Source organism: Pseudomonas sp. MWU12-3103b (genome assembly GCF_023100615.1).
In the GTDB taxonomy this organism is placed as follows: domain Bacteria; phylum Pseudomonadota; class Gammaproteobacteria; order Pseudomonadales; family Pseudomonadaceae; genus Aquipseudomonas; species Aquipseudomonas putida_A.
Genome location: NZ_JALMEY010000001.1, coordinates 407,600 through 427,270, shown reverse-complemented (window position 1 = coordinate 427,270; position 19,671 = coordinate 407,600). Strand labels below are relative to the sequence as shown.

Here is a 19,671-nt window from a genome sequence, read left to right as displayed (position 1 = left end):
GTCACTCCATGTAGATAAGTGGTGAAAACGCCCTGTTCTTACAGCTGAGCGACAGGTTCGTAAAAGAACGTGCGACTTCCAACATTTTCCGCTGTTTTGCCGATGCGAACCGGTGCTATTTTCGGTAACGAAACTGTAACATTCGCATCCGCAGTCAAAACAAGAAATCTGGAGCTCTTGAATGTTTGCTTTCTTTCGTCCTGCCGCACATCAGGCTCCATTGCCTGAAGAAAAAATAGACAGTACTTACCGACGCCTGCGCTGGCAGATCTTCGCCGGTATCTTCTTTGGCTACGCGGGTTACTACCTGCTGCGCAAAAACTTCTCGCTGGCCATGCCGTACCTGATCGACGAAGGCTACAGCCGTGGCGATCTGGGTCTGGCGATGTCGGCCATCGCCATTGCCTACGGCCTGTCGAAGTTCCTGATGGGGCTGGTGTCCGACCGTTCCAACCCACGTTATTTCCTGCCGTTCGGCCTGCTGGTGTCCGCCGGGGTGATGTTCATTTTCGGTTTCGCGCCTTGGGCGACTTCCAGCGTGACCATGATGTTCATCCTGCTGTTCATCAACGGCTGGGCCCAGGGCATGGGCTGGCCGCCGAGCGGACGCACCATGGTGCACTGGTGGTCGCAGAAGGAACGCGGCGGCGTGGTTTCGGTGTGGAACGTGGCGCATAACGTCGGTGGCGGTCTGATCGGCCCGCTGTTCCTGATCGGCATGGGCCTGTTCAATGACTGGCACGCAGCCTTCTACGTTCCGGCAGCGGTGGCGCTGGGCGTGGCGGTGTTTGCCTTCATCACCATGCGTGACACCCCGCAATCGGTCGGCCTGCCGCCGATCGAGAAGTACAAGAACGATTACCCGGAAGGCTACGACGCCAGCCACGAAGACGAATTCAGCGCCAAGGAAATTTTCGTCAAATACGTGCTGCGCAACAAAATGCTCTGGTACATCGCCATGGCCAACGTGTTCGTTTACCTGCTGCGCTACGGCGTACTGGATTGGGCGCCGACCTACCTGAAAGAAGCCAAAGGTTTCACCGTGGATAAAACCTCGTGGGCCTATTTCTTCTACGAGTGGGCGGGCATTCCGGGCACGCTGCTGTGCGGCTGGATGTCGGACAAGATCTTCCGTGGCAATCGTGGCCTGACCGGCATGGTGTTCATGGCGCTGGTGACCGTGGCGACGCTGGTGTACTGGCTGAACCCGGCCGGCAACCCGACGGTGGACATGATCGCGCTGTTCTCGATCGGCTTCCTGATCTATGGCCCGGTGATGCTGATCGGCCTGCAGGCGCTGGAACTGGCACCGAAGAAAGCCGCCGGCACGGCTGCGGGCTTCACCGGTCTGTTCGGTTACCTGGGTGGTTCGGTCGCGGCGAGTGCGGCGATGGGCTACACCGTTGACCACTTCGGCTGGAACGGTGGTTTTGTCCTGCTGGTGGGCGCTTGCCTGCTGTCGATGGCCTTCCTGGCCCCGACCCTATGGCACAAGCAAGTCGCCAGTCAGAGCCGCGAAGCCGTCGCCTGATCGGCTTTTGACTGACAGCGCTTGAGCCGCGCCTCCAGATTTCGATCCGGCATGGCGTGGCTGCGCAGGGCGTGGGCGGTCTGCTCGACATAATCGCGAGTGGTGCCGTAACGCCCGCAAGCGCTTTCGAACACCTGACTCAGCACATGATCCGGCAAGTTGCCGGCATAGCTGGGCAGGTGTCGCTCCAAAACAAACCCCAACGCCTGAACCTGGCTACCATCCTCAAGACGGCAGTTGAGCCAGTGCGGGCGATAGGACGGGAACGGCATCTCGCGTTTCCACAGCGCGTACAGCGCAGCGTCGAGGTTCTCTTCCGGCAGCCGATAGGCGAAGCCGCTGCATGAACCGCCGCGATCCAGACCAAATACCAGCCCGGGCATTTCCGGCGTCCCCCGATGCTCGTGCGACCACAAATACAGGCCGCGGTGGTAGCCATGGACGCGCCCGCGCACCCGCTCCACCGCCGTACATTCCGGGCGCCAGATCAGCGACCCGTAGGCGAACAGCCACACCGGGCCGCCCTTGTGGCGCGCCATGGTCGATTGCATCGAGACGAGAAGTTGTTCGTGGGTCAGCTGCGGCCCCAGATCGAGCCGCGGAGGGTAAGCCAGATTCACAAAAGCAGATTCAATGGCTGTCATGACGGAAGTGTTCGGCCCCGCAAGTATTACAAGATGTAAGCACAATTCGCTGGATAGAACATATAGCAGTAACTGTAAAACGAAAAGTGCTAAAGGATGTATGGCCTGCCCGATAGCGCTAACTGGGGGTTATCAGCCCCGGCTATGCGGCTTTATATAGCCTAATACCATTGCAGAAATATCTTAAATACCCGAATGAAATATGCATAAGCCTTCGCTTGTTCAGGTTTCGTTCATGAAGGCGCGGGAAACTTCCTACTAAAATGTCGGACTTTCTTTCTTCTCCGTCGCTGAACGCCTACGTATAACGGCCTTCCTCTGGCGCAAGCCATCCCGTTTAACTGAGGCTGCACTATGAAAATCCCAAGACTTCTGGCCGCGTTGCTGATGGCTCAGGCCGGCCATGCATTGGCCGAGGACAATGCGCAAGGCAAAGGCTTCTGGTATGCCCAGACCAGTGTCTACACCCGACATTACTCGCCCGACCCCGAACACAATAATCATCAGGACTTGATCGGCATCGAACGCAATCAGGCTTCCGGCTGGGTATTTGGCGGGGCAACTTTCCGTAACTCGTTCCGCCAGCGCTCGAACTACGCCTATGTCGGCAAGCGCTATGACAGCAGCGAATATCCGCTGTATCTGAAACTCACGGGTGGACTGTTGCAGGGTTATCACGGTGATTACAAGGACAAGATTCCTTTGAACCGCTACGGCGTTGCGCCGGTGATCATTCCGTCCGTCGGGACTCACTACGGCCCATTGGCCGCCGAGCTGGTATTTCTCGGCGCCAATGCGGCGATGGTGACTGGCGGCGTACGTTTCTAGAAGCGCGGCTCAGGCGCGGGACGCAAGAGCTCGGCTCAATTCGCGCGGCTCAAGAGCGCGGCGCATACGCAAATACATCGGCGCGCATCTGGTGCGCATCCATCCCGGCTTCCACCAGCGCATCCAGCGTGCCGTAGACCATCGCCGGCGAGCCGCTGGCGTAGACGTGCAGGGACTTCAGATCGGCGAAGTCTTCACACACGGCCTGGTGCAACATCCCGCAGCGCCCTTCCCAACCGCACTGGTCGCTGACGACTTTGTGCAGGAACAGATTGGGCAGCTTCAGCCATTCGTCCCAATGCTCGATGTCGTAGAAATCTTCCGGACGGCGTACGCCCCAGTACAGATGCACCGGGTGTTTGAAGCCGTTGGCGCGGCAGTGTTCGATCAGGCTGTGGATCTGGCCCATGCCGGTGCCGGCGGCGATCAACACCAGTGGCCCGTCAGGCAACTCGGCGAGGTGAGTGTCACCGAATGGCAGCTCGACGCGCACCATCGCGTTGCGTTGCAACTGCTCGATCAGACTTAGTGCACTGGCCTCACGGGCCAGCACGTGGATTTCCAGATCGCGCCCGCCGTGCGGCGCCGAGGCCATGGAGAACGCCGACTTCTCGCCGTTTTCACGCTCGATCATCAGGTACTGCCCGGCGTGATAACGCGGCGGCTTGCCGGCCGGCGCACGCAGGCGCACGCGCCAGGTGTCGCCACCGACATCCCGGCATTCGATGACCTGACACGACAGGCTGCGCACCGGCAGTTCTCCCAGCGCGAGCACGCCATCCCACAGCAGGACGCAGTCTTCCAGCGGCTCGGCTATGCAAGTGTAGAACTCGCCGTGGTCGTGCACCTTGCCGGCCTGCTCGACCCGGCCTTCCACCAGCAGCGCCGCACATACGTGGCAATTGCCGTTGCGGCAGCTTTGCGGGCATTCATAGCCCAGGCGCCGCGCACCATCGAGAATCCGCTCGCCGGGCCGTATCTCAAGCACCGCTCCGGAGGGCTGCAGGGTTACACGCATCAATCTATTCCTAACTGATTCCAGATGGCATCGATCCGCTGGGTGACGGCGTCGTCCTTGACGATTACGCGGCCCCACTCGCGAGTGGTTTCGCCCGGCCACTTGTGGGTGGCATCCAGGCCCATTTTCGAGCCCAGGCCGGACACCGGCGAGGCGAAGTCGAGGTAGTCGATCGGCGTGTTGTCGATCATCACCGTGTCGCGCTTGGGGTCCATGCGCGTGGTGATGGCCCAGATCACGTCGTTCCAGTCCCGGGCGTTGATATCGTCGTCAGTGACGATAACGAACTTGGTGTACATGAACTGTCGCAAAAACGACCAGACACCGAGCATCACGCGCTTGGCATGCCCCGGATACGACTTCTTCATCGTCACCACGGCCATGCGGTACGAGCAGCCTTCCGGCGGCAGGTAGAAATCGGTGATTTCCGGGAACTGCTTCTGCAGGATCGGCACGAACACTTCGTTCAGCGCCACGCCGAGGATCGCCGGCTCATCCGGTGGACGGCCGGTGTAGGTGCTGTGATAGATCGGCTTGATCCGGTGGGTAATGCGCTCGACGGTGAACACCGGGAAGCTGTCGACTTCGTTGTAGTAACCGGTGTGGTCGCCGTACGGGCCTTCGTCGGCCATTTCGCCCGGATGAATCACCCCTTCGAGGATGATCTCGGCAGTGGCCGGCACTTGCAGGTCGTTGCCACGGCACTTGACGAGCTCGGTGCGGTTACCGCGCAACAGGCCGGCGAAAGCGTATTCGGAGAGACTGTCCGGCACCGGCGTCACGGCGCCGAGGATGGTCGCAGGGTCGGCGCCCAGCGCCACGGAGACCGGGAACGGCTGGCCCGGGTGCTTCTCGCACCACTCACGGAAGTCCAGCGCACCGCCACGGTGGCTGAGCCAGCGCATGATCACCTTGTTGCGGCCGATCACTTGCTGACGGTAGATGCCGAGGTTCTGGCGATCCTTGTTCGGGCCTTTGGTGACGGTCAGGCCCCAAGTGATCAGCGGGCCGACGTCGCCGGGCCAGCAGGTCTGCACCGGCAGCATCGCCAGGTCGACGTCGTCGCCTTCGATGACCACTTCCTGGCACACCGCGTCTTTGACGACTTTCGGCGCCATCGAGATGATCTTGCGGAAGATCGGCAGTTTCGACCACGCATCCTTCAAGCCCTTCGGTGGCTCCGGCTCCTTGAGGAAAGCCAGCAGCTTGCCGATCTCGCGCAGTTCGCTGACCGACTCGGCGCCCATGCCCATGGCCACCCGCTCCGGGGTGCCAAACAGGTTGCCGAGCACCGGGATGTCGTAGCCGGTCGGCTTCTCGAACAGCAGCGCCGGGCCCTTGGCCCGCAGTGTGCGGTCGCACACCTCGGTCATCTCCAGCACCGGCGAGACGGGAATCTGGATGCGTTTCAACTCTCCGCGCTGCTCAAGCTGCTGCACGAAATCCCGAAGATCCTTGAATTTCATTGACGATGGCACCCTCAAAATAGGCGTACATCCTACCTGCTATGCAGCCCTGTGGCAGCCTGTCGCTGCTTACTTGGCTGCATTCGTCTGCGCTTTGCCAAGGTTTTCCCGGCCTTGCAGGCCGATAAACAGCGGCTCGAGGATCGGCGCCACAAACCGCGCACCGACTTCGGACAGGTGATTGTCATCGGTGTACAGCGAGTAGCCGCCGAGCTCGGCGTGGCACAGGCCGTTTTCATCACACAGTCGCGGCGCCGGATCGACCACGCGCACCGCCGGATCATTCTGCGCCAACTGCGCGAACAACTGACTGATGAACACCTGACGCTTGTGGTGCGCCTCGACGTCCAGGCCGACGTCATCCACCGGACGATCGAGCATCGCCAGTCGCGTCAGCCGATACGGCGGGCTGAATGCCTGCAACGGCGCCTCTTTCACCAGCCATACGCGATGCCCGGCTGCCCGCAATTGTGCGACGCGAGTGCGCAGGCCTTCGGCAAAACGCTGCTCGGCCTCGGCGCGATCGTAACGACCATCTGGCGTTCTCAAGACATGCCCGAGATCACCCTTGGCATCGCCGTACAGGTACAGGCTCCAGCGGGCGACCAGCACCACATCGCTGATCGCCTGGGTTTTCAGCCCCTGCTCGACCCGCTTGTTGAAGCGTGCACAAACCCCGTCATGCTCCAGCCCATCGACCGGAATGCAACCCGGAGAACTGGCCAGAATCACGCTGACACCGTGAGCTTTGGCACCGTCATCGAACACCGGGATCAGCGCCGTGGCATGGCTGTCGCCCCAGACCATCGCGCGGGTCGGCAGATCCGCCACGCCGTAATGGCAGAACAGCTTGTCGTCCGGGGTCTTGTCGTCCGCCAGACATGCCATCAGCTCCGGCCGCCACTCGCGGCCCTTGGCATATTGCAGCGCCTGCTCGGACAGGCGCCATGGCAAGCCATCGGTCCAGCGCAGTGATTGCCCGGCCAGACCGAGCACCAGGATCCCGCAGAAACCGGCCAGCAGAATCTGCCGACGACCGGCGAGCAAGCGCCGTTCACGGAACGGCGTTTCGACGAACTTCCACGACAGATAACCCAGCACCAGGGTCAGCAGAATCAACCCGGCCGTGTCGAGCGCGCCCGGCTCATCGACACTGGCGTAGCTGGAAAACACGAATACCGGCCAGTGCCACAAATACCAGGAATAGGAGATCAGCCCGAGGCCGACCATCACCCGACTGCTCAACAATTGACCAACCAGCGTTTCGCGATGACCGTTGGCCAGAATCAGCAGCACCACGCCCAGCACCGGCAGCAACGCGGTGACACCCGGGAACGGCGTCGACTTGTCATAGGCAAACACCGCCAGCAGGATCAACCCCATGCCGAGCAGGCTCAAGGCCTGGGCGGCCAGCGGCTTCAAGCGCCAGGCGTGTTTCGGCGCAACCGCCAGCATCGCCCCGGCCAGCAACTCCCAGGCGCGCATCGGCAGCAGGAAGAAGGCTTTCTCCGGATGATGCTGGATCGCCCACACACTCAGCCCGAACGACACCAGCAGCACGCCGAACAGCGTCAGCCGCCAGTGTTTCAGGCGGCTCGAGAGCAACGTCAGCAGCAGCGGGAAGAAGATATAGAACTGCTCCTCCACCGCCAGTGACCACGTGTGCAACAGCGGTTTCAGGTCAGAGGCAACGTCGAAGTAGCCGTCCTGACGCATGAACAGGATGTTCGAGACGAACGTCACCTGATAGCGCACCGAACGCCCCAGCTCTTCGTAGTCCTTGGGCGCCAGCAGGAACCAGCCCACCGCCAGCACCGCAATGATCATCGCGAACAGCGCCGGCAGAATCCGCCGCGCACGCCGCGCCCAGAACTCGACGAAGCTGAAACGGCCAGCCTGACGCTGATTCCAGATGATCGAGGTGATGAGGTAGCCGGAAATCACGAAGAACACGTCCACGCCGACAAAACCGCCGGTAAACCCCGGGACGCCAAAATGGAACAGCACCACGGCGATCACCGCGACTGCTCGCAGGCCGTCGATATCCCTTCGATAAGCGAGTGTGCTCATAAAATCTTTAATGCCAATCAGGTGGTTGTTTTTTGTACAGCATGAGCCTTAATCACAGAGGCTCCGAGCGCTGTTTGTGGGTTGCCCGATCACAGACCTTACCAGATCAGGAACCTCCCATTGCCGGGGTAAATTTCATGCAAAAAAAAGGCGCCCCCCAAAGGGGCGCCCTTTTTATCGGTTCAACCGGCGATGTTACTTGCGCTTCATCGACAGGAAGAACTCGTCGTTGGTCTTGGTCGTTTTCAGCTTGTCGACCAGGAACTCGATGGCAGCCACTTCGTCCATCGGGTGCAGCAGCTTGCGCAGGATCCACATGCGCTGCAGTTCGTCGTCGGCGGTCAGCAACTCTTCGCGGCGGGTGCCGGAACGGTTGATGTTGATGGCCGGGAACACACGCTTCTCGGCGATCTTGCGATCCAGAGGCAGTTCCATGTTGCCGGTACCCTTGAACTCTTCGTAGATCACTTCGTCCATCTTCGAGCCGGTTTCAACCAGCGCGGTGGCGATAATGGTCAGCGAGCCGCCTTCTTCGATGTTGCGCGCAGCACCGAAGAAACGCTTCGGTTTCTCCAGGGCGTGAGCATCGACACCACCGGTCAGCACCTTGCCGGAGCTCGGGATCACGGTGTTGTAGGCACGGGCCAGACGGGTGATGGAGTCGAGCAGGATCACCACGTCCTTCTTGTGTTCGACCAGGCGCTTGGCCTTCTCGATCACCATTTCGGCAACCTGCACGTGACGGGTCGGCGGTTCGTCGAAGGTCGAGGCAACCACTTCGCCGCGCACGGTGCGCTGCATTTCGGTCACTTCTTCCGGACGTTCATCGATCAACAGCACGATCAGGTGAACTTCAGGGTTGTTACGGGCGATGTTCGCCGCGATGTTCTGCAGCATGATCGTCTTACCGGCTTTCGGCGGTGCAACGATCAGACCACGCTGGCCTTTGCCGATCGGGGCGCACAGGTCGATCACACGACCGGTCAAGTCTTCGGTGGAACCGTTGCCGGCTTCCATCTTCATGCGCACGGTCGGGAACAGCGGGGTCAGGTTCTCGAAGAGAATCTTGTTCTTCGCGTTCTCCGGACGATCGAAGTTGATCGTGTCGACCTTGAGCAGAGCGAAGTAACGCTCGCCTTCCTTCGGAGGGCGGATCTTGCCAACGATGGTGTCACCGGTGCGCAAGTTGAAACGACGGATCTGGCTCGGCGAGACGTAGATATCGTCCGGGCCGGCGAGGTAGGAAGCGTCAGCGGAGCGCAGGAAGCCGAAGCCGTCCTGGAGAATCTCCAGCACGCCATCACCGGAGATTTCCTCGCCGCTTTTCGCGTGCTTTTTCAGCAGGGAGAAAATCACGTCCTGCTTGCGCGAACGGGCCATATTTTCTATGCCCATCTGTTCGGCCAATTCGAGCAGTTCGGTAATCGGCTTTTGCTTGAGTTCAGTCAGATTCATATAGGAATGACGTAATCATTTATGGAGGGGGGAAATTAAGCTTTTGGCTTAATGAGGCCGCGCCGCGGAGAAGGCGACAGGATCGCGAACTTGTTCGAAAAGGAGTGCGTCGGCGACGGCTAGCAGGGGGCAGTGGAGAAACCAGTGCGGGGCCGAATGTACCACCTGAGTTTCGGAGCGTCTAGCCCTGAATACGCAAAAAGCCCCGCAAATTGCGAGGCTTTTTTTCGGCGATTTACTGCGACGCTTAGATGTTGGCGTCGAGGAAAGCAGCCAGTTGCGACTTCGACAGGGCGCCGACTTTGGTCGCTTCAACGTTGCCGTTCTTGAACAGCATCAGCGTCGGGATACCACGCACGCCGTGCTTGGCCGGGGTTTCCTGGTTTTCGTCAATGTTCAGTTTGGCGATGGTCAGCTTGCCTTTGTAAGTCTCGGCAATCTCGTCCAGAACCGGAGCGATCATTTTGCAAGGGCCGCACCATTCAGCCCAGTAGTCGACCAGTACAGCGCCTTCGGCCTTGAGTACGTCGGCTTCGAAGCTGGCGTCGCTAACGTGTTTGATAAGATCGCTGCTCATGGAATTCTCCAGGTTGTAAGCAAAAAAACGTGGCCCATCATAGCCGCCCTTCCCTTGTTCAGGAAGCCGCAGTTGATTGAGTCTTGCTATGGCACTCGATGAGTTTGGGTATAGCCCAAGTCACGCCGTGGCGGGGGCAATGAAGGAAATTCCGGTGCGCAGGGCGGCGTTGCGCACGTGTTCCTGCATGGCCTTCTGGGCCGCAGCGGAGGCCCGGCGCGCCAGTGCACGAAGGATCTTGCGGTGCTCATGCCAGGTTTCCATCGCCCGTTCGGCGCGGATGAACGGTAGCTTCTGGCTCTCCAGAAAGATCTCGGCGCTGGCGGTGAGGATGCTCAGCATCGCCTGATTGCCGCTGGCCAGCAGAATACGCCGATGGAATTCGAAGTCGAGTTTCGCCGCGGCCTCGAAGTCGCCGGCCTTCAATTGCTCGCGCATCGCCGCAACGTTGTCCTCCAGCGCATCCAGGTCAAGCGTGCTCAAGGTCACCGCCGCCAGCCCGGCGGCAAACCCCTCCAGCGCATAGCGCAACTGAAAGATATCGAGCGGCGAGGCCTGCGCTGCGAACGGCCAGCCCGGCGCATTGTCACCCTGCGCAATGTCCACCGGTGCCTGCACGAACACGCCTTTGCCCGGCTGGATGCTGACCACGCCCAGCGCACTGAGTGACGACAGCGCCTCGCGCAACGACGCCCGACTGACCCCCAGTTGCACCGCCAGATCCCGTTGCGACGGCAACGCATCGCCCGCACCGAAACCCTGCTCGGTGATCAGTTTGCGAATGGCTTGCAGCGCCACTTCGGGTACGGCGCGGGAGATCGAGTTCATGGTTTTTCAGACGAGCCAGGCCAAGGTGCGGCTAGTTGTAAAGCTATTCGCCGGATCCGGCAAGTCGTGCCCCAGCGGGGTTCGGCGCCCGCTGCCGGTGCGCCATCGGAGTGCGAAAAACAACCTGACTGTTCAGACCAGTAAGACCGAACAAACCCGGCAAACCCGCGGCCTGCCGGGGATAAATCCGGGTATTGGCACGGCCCGTGCTCTGTCCGATCGCAGAAATCACTTCCCGTCGATCCGGAGATTTGCCATGACCCTGCGTTACCGAGCCCTCCTCGCCGCTCTGTTTTCCAGCCTGATGCTGAGCCAGATCCCCGCCCACGCCGATGGCCTGGAAGACGTGGTCAAACGCGGCACACTGAAAGTTGCCGTGCCTCAGGACTTCCCGCCATTCGGCTCGGTCGGCCCGGACATGAAACCCCGTGGCCTGGATATCGACACGGCGAAGCTGCTGGCTGATCAACTTAAGGTCAAACTCGAACTGACCCCGGTCAACAGCACCAACCGCATCCCGTTCCTCACCACCGGCAAGGTCGACCTGGTGATCTCCAGCCTCGGCAAGAACCCGGAGCGCGAGAAAGTCATCGACTTCTCCCACGCCTACGCGCCTTTCTACCTCGCGGTGTTCGGCCCGCCTGATGCCGCCGTCACTACGCTCGACGACCTCAAGGGCAAAACCATCAGCGTCACCCGTGGCGCGATCGAAGACATCGAGCTGACCAAGGTCGCCCCCGAAGGCGTGACCATCAAGCGCTTCGAAGACAACAACTCGACCATCGCCGCCTACCTCGCCGGCCAGGTCGATCTGATCGCCAGCGGCAACGTGGTGATGGTGGCGATCAGCGAGAAGAACCCGAAACGCGTGCCGGCGCTGAAAGTGAAGCTCAAGGATTCGCCGGTCTACGTCGGCGTGAACAAAAACGAGCCCGCGCTGCTGGGCAAGGTCAACGAGATCCTCGCCACCGCCAAGGCTGACGGCGCGCTGGAGAAAAACTCGCAGACCTGGCTCAAAGAGCCGCTGCCGGCCGATCTCTGATCGGTCGCGCGGGAGACAATCGATGGCTTATCAGTTCGATTTCATGCCGGTGGTGCAAAACACCGACCTGCTGCTGCGCGGCGCGCTGTTCACCCTGGAGCTGACGGCGATTGGCGCGCTGTTCGGGGTCGGCGTGGGCATCGTCGGCGCACTGGTGCGGGCGTGGAACATCCGCCCGTTCTCGGCACTCTTCGGCGTCTACGTCGAGTTGATCCGCAACACGCCATTTCTGGTGCAACTGTTCTTCATCTTCTTCGGCCTGCCCTCGCTCGGGGTGCAGATTTCCGAGTGGCAGGCGGCGGTGCTGGCGATGGTGATCAACCTCGGCGCGTATTCGACCGAGATCATCCGCGCCGGCATCCAGGCGATTCCGCGCGGACAACTGGAAGCCGCTGCCGCACTGGCGATGAGCCGTTTCGAAGCGTTCCGCCATGTGGTCCTGCTGCCGGCGCTGGGCAAGGTCTGGCCGGCCCTGAGCAGCCAGATCATCATCGTCATGCTCGGTTCGGCGGTGTGTTCGCAGATCGCCACCGAGGAGCTGAGCTTCGCCGCCAACTTCATTCAGTCGCGCAACTTCCGCGCCTTTGAAACCTATGCGCTGACCACGCTGATCTACCTGTGCATGGCGCTGCTGATCCGCCAGTTGCTGAACTGGATCGGCCGCCGCTATATCGCGAGGAGCAGCCGATGAGCGATTTCACCTTCTGGGACATCCTGCGCAACCTGCTCACCGGCCTGCAATGGACGCTGGCACTGTCGCTGGTGGCGTTCATTGGCGGCGGGATCGTCGGACTGCTGATTCTGATCATGCGCATCTCGAAAAACCCGTTGCCGAGCAATATCGCCCGCACCTGGATCGAGCTGTTCCAGGGCACACCGCTGCTGATGCAGCTGTTTCTGGTGTTCTTCGGCGTGGCGCTGGCCGGGATCGAGATCTCGCCGTGGATGGCGGCGGCGATTGCCCTGACATTGTTCACCAGCGCCTATCTGGCGGAGATCTGGCGCGGTTGCGTCGAAGCGATCCCCAATGGCCAGTGGGAAGCCTCGTCGAGCCTGGCGCTGAATCCGCTGGAGCAATTGCGTTACGTGATCCTGCCGCAGGCGCTACGCATCGCGGTGGCGCCGACTGTGGGCTTCTCGGTGCAAGTGGTCAAAGGCACTGCGGTGACCTCGATCATCGGTTTCACCGAGCTGACCAAGACCGGCGGCATGCTCGCCAACGCCACCTTCGAACCGTTCATGGTCTACGGCCTCGTCGCCCTCGGCTACTTCCTGCTCTGCTACCCCTTGTCGCTCAGTGCGCGCTACCTGGAAAGGAGACTGCATGCCTCTGCTTAGAATTTCCGCCCTGCATAAATACTACGGCGATCACCACGTGCTCAAAGGCATCGACCTGAGCGTCGAGGAAGGCCAGGTGGTGGCGATCATCGGCCGCAGCGGCTCGGGCAAATCGACCCTGCTGCGCACTCTCAACGGCCTGGAGTCAATCAACGACGGAGTGATCGAAGTCGACGGCGAATACCTCGACGCCGCCCGCGCCGACCTGCGCAGCCTGCGGCAGAAAGTCGGCATGGTGTTCCAGCAGTTCAACCTGTTCCCGCACCTGACCGTCGGCGAAAACGTGATGCTCGCCCCGCAAGTGGTGCAGAAAGTACCGAAGGCCAAGGCGGCCGAACTGGCGCGCAAGATGCTCGAACGCGTCGGGCTGGGGGAGAAGTTCGACGCCTTCCCGGATCGGTTGTCTGGCGGACAGCAACAGCGCGTAGCGATTGCCCGGGCACTGGCGATGTCGCCGAAAGTGCTGCTGTGCGACGAAATCACCTCGGCGCTGGACCCGGAACTGGTCAACGAAGTGCTCGCCGTGGTGCGCCAACTGGCCAGGGAAGGCATGACGCTGATCATGGTGACCCACGAAATGCGCTTTGCCCGGGAAGTCGGCGACAAACTGGTGTTCATGCACCATGGCAAGGTGCATGAAGTGGGGGATCCGAAGGTGTTGTTTGCCAATCCGCAGACGGCGGAGCTGGCGAATTTCATTGGGACGGTCGAAACGACAGCCTGAAGGATTTGCAGTGGCTGTAATAGCCTCTTCGCGAGCAAGCCCGCTCCCACATTGGAACGCGGTCACCTGTGGGAGCGGGCTTGCTCGCGAATGGCCGCGCAGCGGTCTCAAGCTTTTATGCGCAGGATCAACGGTTTGAGCCATGCGCGTTGGCGTCAGCGTTTGATCGTGGCACGATGGCGGGGTTATCGACCGAGACCCCCTGACCATGCCGCAATCCAAAGCCAAGAATCTGTCCCTGATCGCCGCAATCGACCTGGGCTCCAACAGCTTCCACATGGTCGTGGCCAAGGCCCAGAACGGTGAAATCCGCATCCTGGAGCGCCTCGGAGAGAAAGTGCAGCTCGCCGCCGGTATCGACGATGAGCGCCATCTCAACGAAGAATCGATGCAGCGTGGCCTCGACTGCCTCAAGCGCTTTGCCCAACTGATCAACGGCATGCCACTGGGCGCCGTGCGGATCGTCGGCACCAACGCCCTGCGCGAAGCGCGCAACCGCTTGGAATTCATCCACCGCGCCGAAGAAATCCTCGGTCACCCGGTGGAAGTCATCTCCGGCCGTGAAGAAGCGCGGCTGATTTATCTGGGCGTTTCGCACACCCTCGCCGACACCCCGGGCAAGCGTCTGGTGGCCGACATCGGCGGCGGCAGTACTGAATTCATCATCGGGCAGCGTTTTGAACCGCTGCTGCGCGAAAGCCTGCAAATGGGCTGCGTCAGCTTCACCCAGCGTTATTTCAAGGACGGCAAGATCACCCCGGCCCGTTACGCCCAGGCGTACACGGCGGCACGGCTGGAGATCATGAGCATCGAGCACGCCCTGCACCGCCTGACCTGGGATGAAGCCATCGGCTCCTCGGGCACCATCCGCGCCATCGGCCTGGCGCTGAAGGCCGGCGGGCATGGCACCGGCGAAGTGAATGCCGAAGGCCTGGCGTGGCTCAAGCGTCGTCTGTTCAAACTGGGTGACGTCGACAAGATCGACTTCGAAGGCATCAAGCCTGACCGTCGGGCGATCTTCCCGGCGGGCCTGGCGATTCTTGAAGCGATCTTCGACGCCCTCGAACTGCAACGCATGGATCACTGCGAAGGCGCGCTGCGTGAAGGCGTACTCTACGACCTGCTCGGGCGCCATCACCACGAAGACGTGCGCGAACGCACCCTGACTTCGCTGATGGAGCGCTATCACGTCGATCTGGAACAAGCCGCGCGAGTTGAGCGCAAAGCCCTGCACGCCTTCGATCAGGTCGCCGCAGACTGGGAGCTGGATGACGGTATCTGGCGCGAACTGCTCGGTTGGGCAGCGAAAGTCCACGAAGTCGGCCTCGACATCGCGCACTACCACTACCACAAGCACGGCGCCTACCTGATCGAACACTCTGACCTCGCCGGTTTCTCCCGCGAAGACCAGCAAATGCTCGCCCTGCTGGTGCGCGGCCATCGCCGCAACATCCCCAAGGACAAGTTCGCCGAGTTCGGTGACGACGGCGACAAGCTGATCCGCCTGTGCGTGCTGCTGCGCTTCGCGATCCTGTTCCACCACATCCGTGGCACCCAGGCGATGCCACAAGTGACGCTGCATGCCAAAGGCAACACCCTCGACGTGGAATTCCCGGAGAACTGGCTGGATGAAAACCAGCTGACTCAGGCCGACTTTGGCCTCGAAGCCGACTGGCTGACGCGGGTGGGGATTGTCCTCACTGTTCACTGAGTTAAATTTCAGGTGCAAAAAAGGCGATCCTTCTGGATCGCCTTTTTTATTGGGTTCGACTTGAGTGCGGGTGTGGACCTGCCCCTCACCCCAGCCCTCTCCCGAGGGAGAGGGAGCCGATCCGTGTTGTTTTCAAAGCCTGACTTCGACCCGATATTTCAGGTCGGCGTAACTCGACCATTCATCTCGGTCAGCCCCCTCTCCCTCGGGGAGAGGGTTAGGGTGAGGGGTTTTTGACCTTCAAGGCCTCAGCTGCTCACCGGCAGAATCGGGCTGCCCAGGCGTTCCAGCAACGTCGCCTGCGCGCTGCGCGGGTTCTGGTTGCCGGTTGGCGTGTTACGGATGTAACGGCCATCCGACTGCAGGCTCCAGCTGTGGGTGTTGTCGGTCAGGTACAGCTCCAGCTCTTTCTTGACGCGGGTCAGCAGCTTCTTGCCTTCCACCGGGAAGCAAGTCTCGACGCGCTTGTCGAGATTACGCTCCATCCAGTCGGCGCTGGAGAGGAACATCTGCTCCTCGCCGCCGTTGAGGAAGTAGAACACTCGGGTGTGTTCAAGGAAGCGACCGATGATCGAGCGCACATGGATGTTGTGCGAAACCCCGGCAATCCCCGGACGCAGGCAGCACATGCCACGCACCACCAGATCGATGCGCACGCCGGACTGGCTGGCCTTGTACAGCGCGCGAATGATCTTCGGATCGGTCAGCGAGTTGAACTTGGCAATGATGTGCGCCGGTTTGCCGTCGAGGGCGAACTGGGTTTCCCGGGCAATCATGTCGAGCATGCCCTTCTTCAGGGTGAACGGCGCATGCAGCAGTTTCTTCATGCGCAGGGTTTTACCCATGCCGATCAACTGGCTGAACAGTTTGCCGACGTCTTCGCACAACGCGTCGTCGGACGTCAGCAGGCTGTAGTCGGTGTACAGACGGGCGTTGCCAGCGTGGTAGTTACCGGTGCCGAGGTGCGCGTAACGCACGATCTCGCCGGCCTCACGCCGCAGGATCAGCATCATCTTGGCATGGGTCTTGAAGCCGACCACACCGTAAATCACCACCGCACCGGCCGCTTGCAGACGGCTGGCCAGTTGCAGGTTGGACTCTTCGTCGAAGCGGGCGCGCAGTTCGATGACCGCGGTCACTTCCTTGCCGTTACGCGCGGCGTCCACCAGCGCATCGACGATTTCCGAGTTGGCGCCGGAGCGGTACAGGGTCTGGCGCACGGCCAGAACGTGCGGGTCTTTCGCCGCTTGGCGCAGCAGGTCGACCACCGGAGTGAACGACTCGAACGGGTGCAGCAACAGGATGTCCTGCTTGCTCACCACACTGAAAATGTTCTCGCTGTTCTGCAGCAGCTTAGGGATCTGCGGGGTGAACGGCGTGTATTGCAGCTCCGGGTGGCTGTCCAGACCGGTGATGCTGAACAGACGGGTCAGGTTGACCGGGCCGTTGACCTGATACAGCTCGGTCTCGCTCAGGTTGAACTGCTTGAGCAGATAGTCCGAGAGGTGTTTCGGGCAAGTGTCGGCGACTTCCAGACGTACCGCATCACCGTAGCGCCGCGAGAACAGCTCGCCACGCAGGGCGCGCGCAAGGTCTTCGACGTCTTCGGAGTCGAGCGCCAGGTCGGCGTTTCGGGTCAGGCGGAACTGGTAGCAACCCTTCACCTTCATGCCCTGGAACAGGTCATCGGCGTGGGCGTGGATCATCGACGACAGGAACACATAGTTGTCGCCCGGGCCGCCGACTTCTTCCGGAACCTTGATGATCCGTGGCAGCAGGCGCGGTGCCGGGATGATTGCCAGACCGGAATCGCGACCGAAGGCGTCGATGCCTTCCAGTTCGACGATGAAGTTCAGGCTCTTGTTCACCAGCAACGGGAACGGGTGTGTCGGGTCGAGGCCGATCGGGGTGATGATCGGCGCGATCTCGTCGCGGAAGTAGCGGCGCACCCAGGTCTTGATCTTGGTCGTCCAGTGCCGGCGACGGATGAAGCGCACCTGATGCTTTTCCAGCTCCGGCAGCAGGATGTCGTTGAGGATCGCGTACTGGCGGTCGACGTGACCGTGCACCAGCTCGCTGATCCGCGCCAGCGCCTGATGCGGTTGCAGACCGTCGGCACCGGCCTGTTCGCGAGCGAAGGTGATCTGCTTTTTCAGACCAGCGACGCGGATTTCAAAGAATTCGTCGAGGTTGCTGGAGAAAATCAGCAGGAATTTCAGCCGCTCCAGCAACGGATAGGACTCGTCCAGCGCCTGTTCCAGCACGCGGATGTTGAACTGCAGTTGCGAGAGCTCGCGATGGATATACAGGCTGCTGTCATCCAGGCCCGGGATCGCAATCACTGGCGCCGCCGCGACGGCTTCGGTAACCGGCGCGGGTGGCGCAGGCTCGAGTTCCGGCGGGGTTTCGGTGATCTGCTCCACCACCGGTTGAGCTTCTTTTACTGCAACTTCAGTGAGTCCTTCGGTATTCATCGAATGTTCCTGGGAGGGCTATTTCTGCTCTCGTAACAATTGAGCGGCACGGACAGCAAAGTAAGTCAGGATGCCATCAGCGCCGGCACGTTTAAAGGCGGTCAGTGATTCAAGAATTACCGCCTCGCTCAACCAGCCATTCTGGATCGCCGCCATGTGCATGGCGTATTCGCCGCTAACCTGATAGACGAAGGTCGGCACTTTGAAGGCATCTTTTACCCGGAAAAGAATGTCCAGGTACGGCATGCCGGGTTTGACCATGACCATGTCCGCGCCTTCAGACAAGTCCGCACCGACTTCGTGCAGCGCTTCGTCGCTGTTGGCCGGGTCCATCTGATAGGAGGCCTTGTTGGCCTTGCCCAGATTCGCCGCCGACCCCACGGCATCACGGAACGGCCCGTAATAGGCGCTGGCGTACTTGGCCGAGTAGGCCATGATCCGCACGTTGACGTAACCGGCAATCTCCAGCGCCTCGCGGATCGCCTGGATGCGGCCGTCCATCATGTCCGATGGGGCCACGACCTGAGCGCCGGCTTCAGCGTGGGACAGTGCCTGTTTGACCAGTGCGTCGACGGTGATGTCGTTCTGCACGTAGCCTTCTTCATCGAGAATGCCGTCCTGACCGTGGGTGGTGAACGGATCGAGGGCGACGTCAGTGATCACGCCCAATTCCGGAAAGCGTTCACGTAAGGCGCGGGTGGCGCGCTGGGCAATGCCCTGCGGGTTCCAGGCTTCGGCAGCGTCGAGGGATTTCAATTCGGTTGGTGTGACCGGGAACAGCGCCAGCGCCGGAATACCCAGCTCGACCCATTGCGCCGCCTCTTCAAGCAGCAGGTCGATGGTCAGGCGTTCGACACCGGGCATCGAGGCCACGGCTTCGCGACGGTTTTCACCCTCAAGCACGAACACCGGCAGGATCAGGTCATCGACCGTCAGCACGTTTTCCCGCACCAGCCGACGCGAAAAATCATCACGACGATTGCGACGCAGGCGAGTGGCGGGAAACAGACGATTGGCAGGGGTAAAGCTCACGGCGGACTCCTGAGCCCGCGCAAACGGGCGAGCGTGACAGTTATAGACGGGCATTATGACCAACAGATTACAGTTGTGCGTACCCCGTGACATGTAGCCGCATTCCATTGTTAGCGTAGGAATTGTTCACGTCGAGACACATTTGGACACTTTCATGAATGTGTCCGAAGGGTTAGGCTGCGCGTTCATTTCGCCAGCACCCAGACAATGCTCCAACAATTTCTGCATGACTTTGGCTACTTTGCCTTGTTCCTCGGCACGTTCTTCGAAGGCGAAACCATCCTGGTGCTCGCAGGCTTCCTCGCGTTCCGTGGATACATGGACATCAACCTGGTGGTGGTCGTGGCGTTCTTCGGCAGCTATGCCGGCGATCAGCTGTGGTACTTCCTGGGGCGCAAGCACGGGCGCAAATTGCTCGCGCGCAAACCGCGCTGGCAGATGATGGGCGACCGCGCGCTGGAACATATTCGCAAGCATCCGGACATCTGGGTTCTGAGCTTCCGCTTCGTTTACGGCCTGCGCACGGTGATGCCGGTGGCGATCGGCCTGTCGGGTTATCCGCCGGGACGTTATCTGCTGCTGAACGGCATCGGCGCAGCGATCTGGGCCACCGCCCTGGCAGCCGCCGCCTACCACTTCGGCGCGGTGCTCGAAGGCATGCTCGGCAGCATCAAGAAGTACGAGCTGTGGGTGCTCGGTGCGCTGCTGATTCTTGGCGTTGGTCTGTGGCTGCGCCGCCGCTTCAAGAATGCGCGTCTGGCCAAGCAGGTTTACGCCGACGAGCAAGCCGCAAAAGCGGCACTGCTGAATCAAGCCGAAGTGGCCAAACCTGCCGAACCGAAGACGCCAGCCGAATAACGCGCTGGCGCCTGGCGCACAGCCCTGCGCAAAGCCCGGGCTGGCCGGCTCTTTTAGTCATTTATCCCCTCTGCG

At 60.9% G+C, this 19,671-nt stretch carries 17 protein-coding genes; 8 read left to right on the top strand and 9 right to left on the bottom strand.

Annotated features, from left to right (window positions below; all coding sequences use genetic code 11):
* Positions 1–181 precede the first annotated feature (181 nt).
* On the top strand, positions 182–1,531 hold the full coding sequence (gene glpT, locus M0808_RS01960; protein WP_027610481.1) for a glycerol-3-phosphate transporter: 1,350 nt from the start codon (positions 182–184) through the stop codon (positions 1,529–1,531).
* Here glpT and M0808_RS01955 read toward each other — a convergent pair.
* Complete coding sequence (locus tag M0808_RS01955; protein WP_047596692.1) at positions 1,507–2,175, bottom strand: gamma-glutamylcyclotransferase; 669 nt, start codon at positions 2,173–2,175, stop codon at positions 1,507–1,509. The two genes, glpT and M0808_RS01955, sit on opposite strands and share 25 nt — an antisense overlap.
* A gap of 354 nt (positions 2,176–2,529) precedes the next feature.
* On the opposite strand from M0808_RS01955, the gene M0808_RS01950 reads away from it, so the two are divergent.
* The gene (locus M0808_RS01950) at positions 2,530–3,003 is read left to right on the top strand and encodes a sn-glycerol-3-phosphate transporter (RefSeq protein WP_282188190.1); all 474 of its coding nucleotides are present in this window, start codon (positions 2,530–2,532) and stop codon (positions 3,001–3,003) included.
* A gap of 49 nt (positions 3,004–3,052) precedes the next feature.
* Here the strand turns inward: M0808_RS01950 and M0808_RS01945 are convergent, their stop codons facing one another.
* From M0808_RS01945 to M0808_RS01920, 6 genes are all read right to left on the bottom strand, one after another.
* A complete protein-coding gene (locus tag M0808_RS01945) occupies positions 3,053–4,021 on the bottom strand; it encodes a CDP-6-deoxy-delta-3,4-glucoseen reductase (RefSeq protein WP_047596694.1) in 969 nt (322 codons plus the stop codon).
* Positions 4,021–5,487, bottom strand: a complete 1,467-nt coding sequence (gene ubiD / locus M0808_RS01940; protein WP_003229330.1) for a 4-hydroxy-3-polyprenylbenzoate decarboxylase — start codon at positions 5,485–5,487, stop codon at positions 4,021–4,023. The genes M0808_RS01945 and ubiD overlap by 1 nt, the downstream gene beginning before the upstream one ends.
* 69 nt (positions 5,488–5,556) lie before the next feature.
* Positions 5,557–7,557 (bottom strand): acyltransferase family protein, encoded by a 2,001-nt coding sequence (locus M0808_RS01935; protein WP_247839686.1) that lies wholly within the window; start codon positions 7,555–7,557, stop codon positions 5,557–5,559.
* Positions 7,558–7,752: 195 nt separating this feature from the next.
* Positions 7,753–9,012 carry a transcription termination factor Rho gene (rho, locus tag M0808_RS01930; protein ID WP_003229334.1) on the bottom strand — a complete coding sequence of 420 codons (1,260 nt, stop codon included), beginning with the start codon at positions 9,010–9,012 and terminating at the stop codon, positions 7,753–7,755.
* Between the two features lie 247 nt (positions 9,013–9,259).
* Positions 9,260–9,589, bottom strand: a complete 330-nt coding sequence (gene trxA, locus M0808_RS01925) for a thioredoxin TrxA (protein WP_003177349.1) — start codon at positions 9,587–9,589, stop codon at positions 9,260–9,262.
* A 120-nt stretch (positions 9,590–9,709) separates the two neighbouring features.
* On the bottom strand, positions 9,710–10,417 hold the full coding sequence (locus M0808_RS01920) for an FCD domain-containing protein (RefSeq protein WP_247839684.1): 708 nt from the start codon (positions 10,415–10,417) through the stop codon (positions 9,710–9,712).
* A gap of 256 nt (positions 10,418–10,673) precedes the next feature.
* On the opposite strand from M0808_RS01920, the gene M0808_RS01915 reads away from it, so the two are divergent.
* The 5 genes from M0808_RS01915 to ppx all read left to right on the top strand — a co-directional run bounded on the left by M0808_RS01915 (position 10,674) and on the right by ppx (position 15,232).
* Positions 10,674–11,459 carry a transporter substrate-binding domain-containing protein gene (locus M0808_RS01915; RefSeq protein WP_096796124.1) on the top strand — a complete coding sequence of 262 codons (786 nt, stop codon included), beginning with the start codon at positions 10,674–10,676 and terminating at the stop codon, positions 11,457–11,459.
* 22 nt (positions 11,460–11,481) lie between these two features.
* Positions 11,482–12,150 carry an amino acid ABC transporter permease gene (locus M0808_RS01910; RefSeq protein WP_202369147.1) on the top strand — a complete coding sequence of 223 codons (669 nt, stop codon included), beginning with the start codon at positions 11,482–11,484 and terminating at the stop codon, positions 12,148–12,150.
* Positions 12,147–12,797, top strand: coding sequence for an amino acid ABC transporter permease (locus M0808_RS01905; protein ID WP_095137639.1), 651 nt, complete (start codon positions 12,147–12,149; stop codon positions 12,795–12,797). Before M0808_RS01910 ends, M0808_RS01905 begins: the two co-directional genes overlap by 4 nt.
* Complete coding sequence (locus M0808_RS01900) at positions 12,784–13,521, top strand: amino acid ABC transporter ATP-binding protein (RefSeq protein ID WP_247839683.1); 738 nt, start codon at positions 12,784–12,786, stop codon at positions 13,519–13,521. Before M0808_RS01905 ends, M0808_RS01900 begins: the two co-directional genes overlap by 14 nt.
* A gap of 208 nt (positions 13,522–13,729) precedes the next feature.
* Positions 13,730–15,232, top strand: coding sequence for an exopolyphosphatase (gene ppx / locus M0808_RS01895; RefSeq protein ID WP_027610472.1), 1,503 nt, complete (start codon positions 13,730–13,732; stop codon positions 15,230–15,232).
* Positions 15,233–15,480: 248 nt separating this feature from the next.
* Here ppx and ppk1 read toward each other — a convergent pair whose 3' ends face one another.
* Positions 15,481–17,706 carry a polyphosphate kinase 1 gene (gene ppk1 / locus M0808_RS01890; RefSeq protein WP_204894057.1) on the bottom strand — a complete coding sequence of 742 codons (2,226 nt, stop codon included), beginning with the start codon at positions 17,704–17,706 and terminating at the stop codon, positions 15,481–15,483.
* Between the two features lie 18 nt (positions 17,707–17,724).
* Entirely contained in the window at positions 17,725–18,738 is a 1,014-nt protein-coding gene (hemB, locus tag M0808_RS01885) for a porphobilinogen synthase (protein WP_247839682.1), read from the bottom strand.
* A gap of 207 nt (positions 18,739–18,945) precedes the next feature.
* On the opposite strand from hemB, the gene M0808_RS01880 reads away from it, so the two are divergent.
* Complete coding sequence (locus tag M0808_RS01880; protein WP_027610469.1) at positions 18,946–19,596, top strand: DedA family protein; 651 nt, start codon at positions 18,946–18,948, stop codon at positions 19,594–19,596.
* Positions 19,597–19,671: the final 75 nt, after the last annotated feature.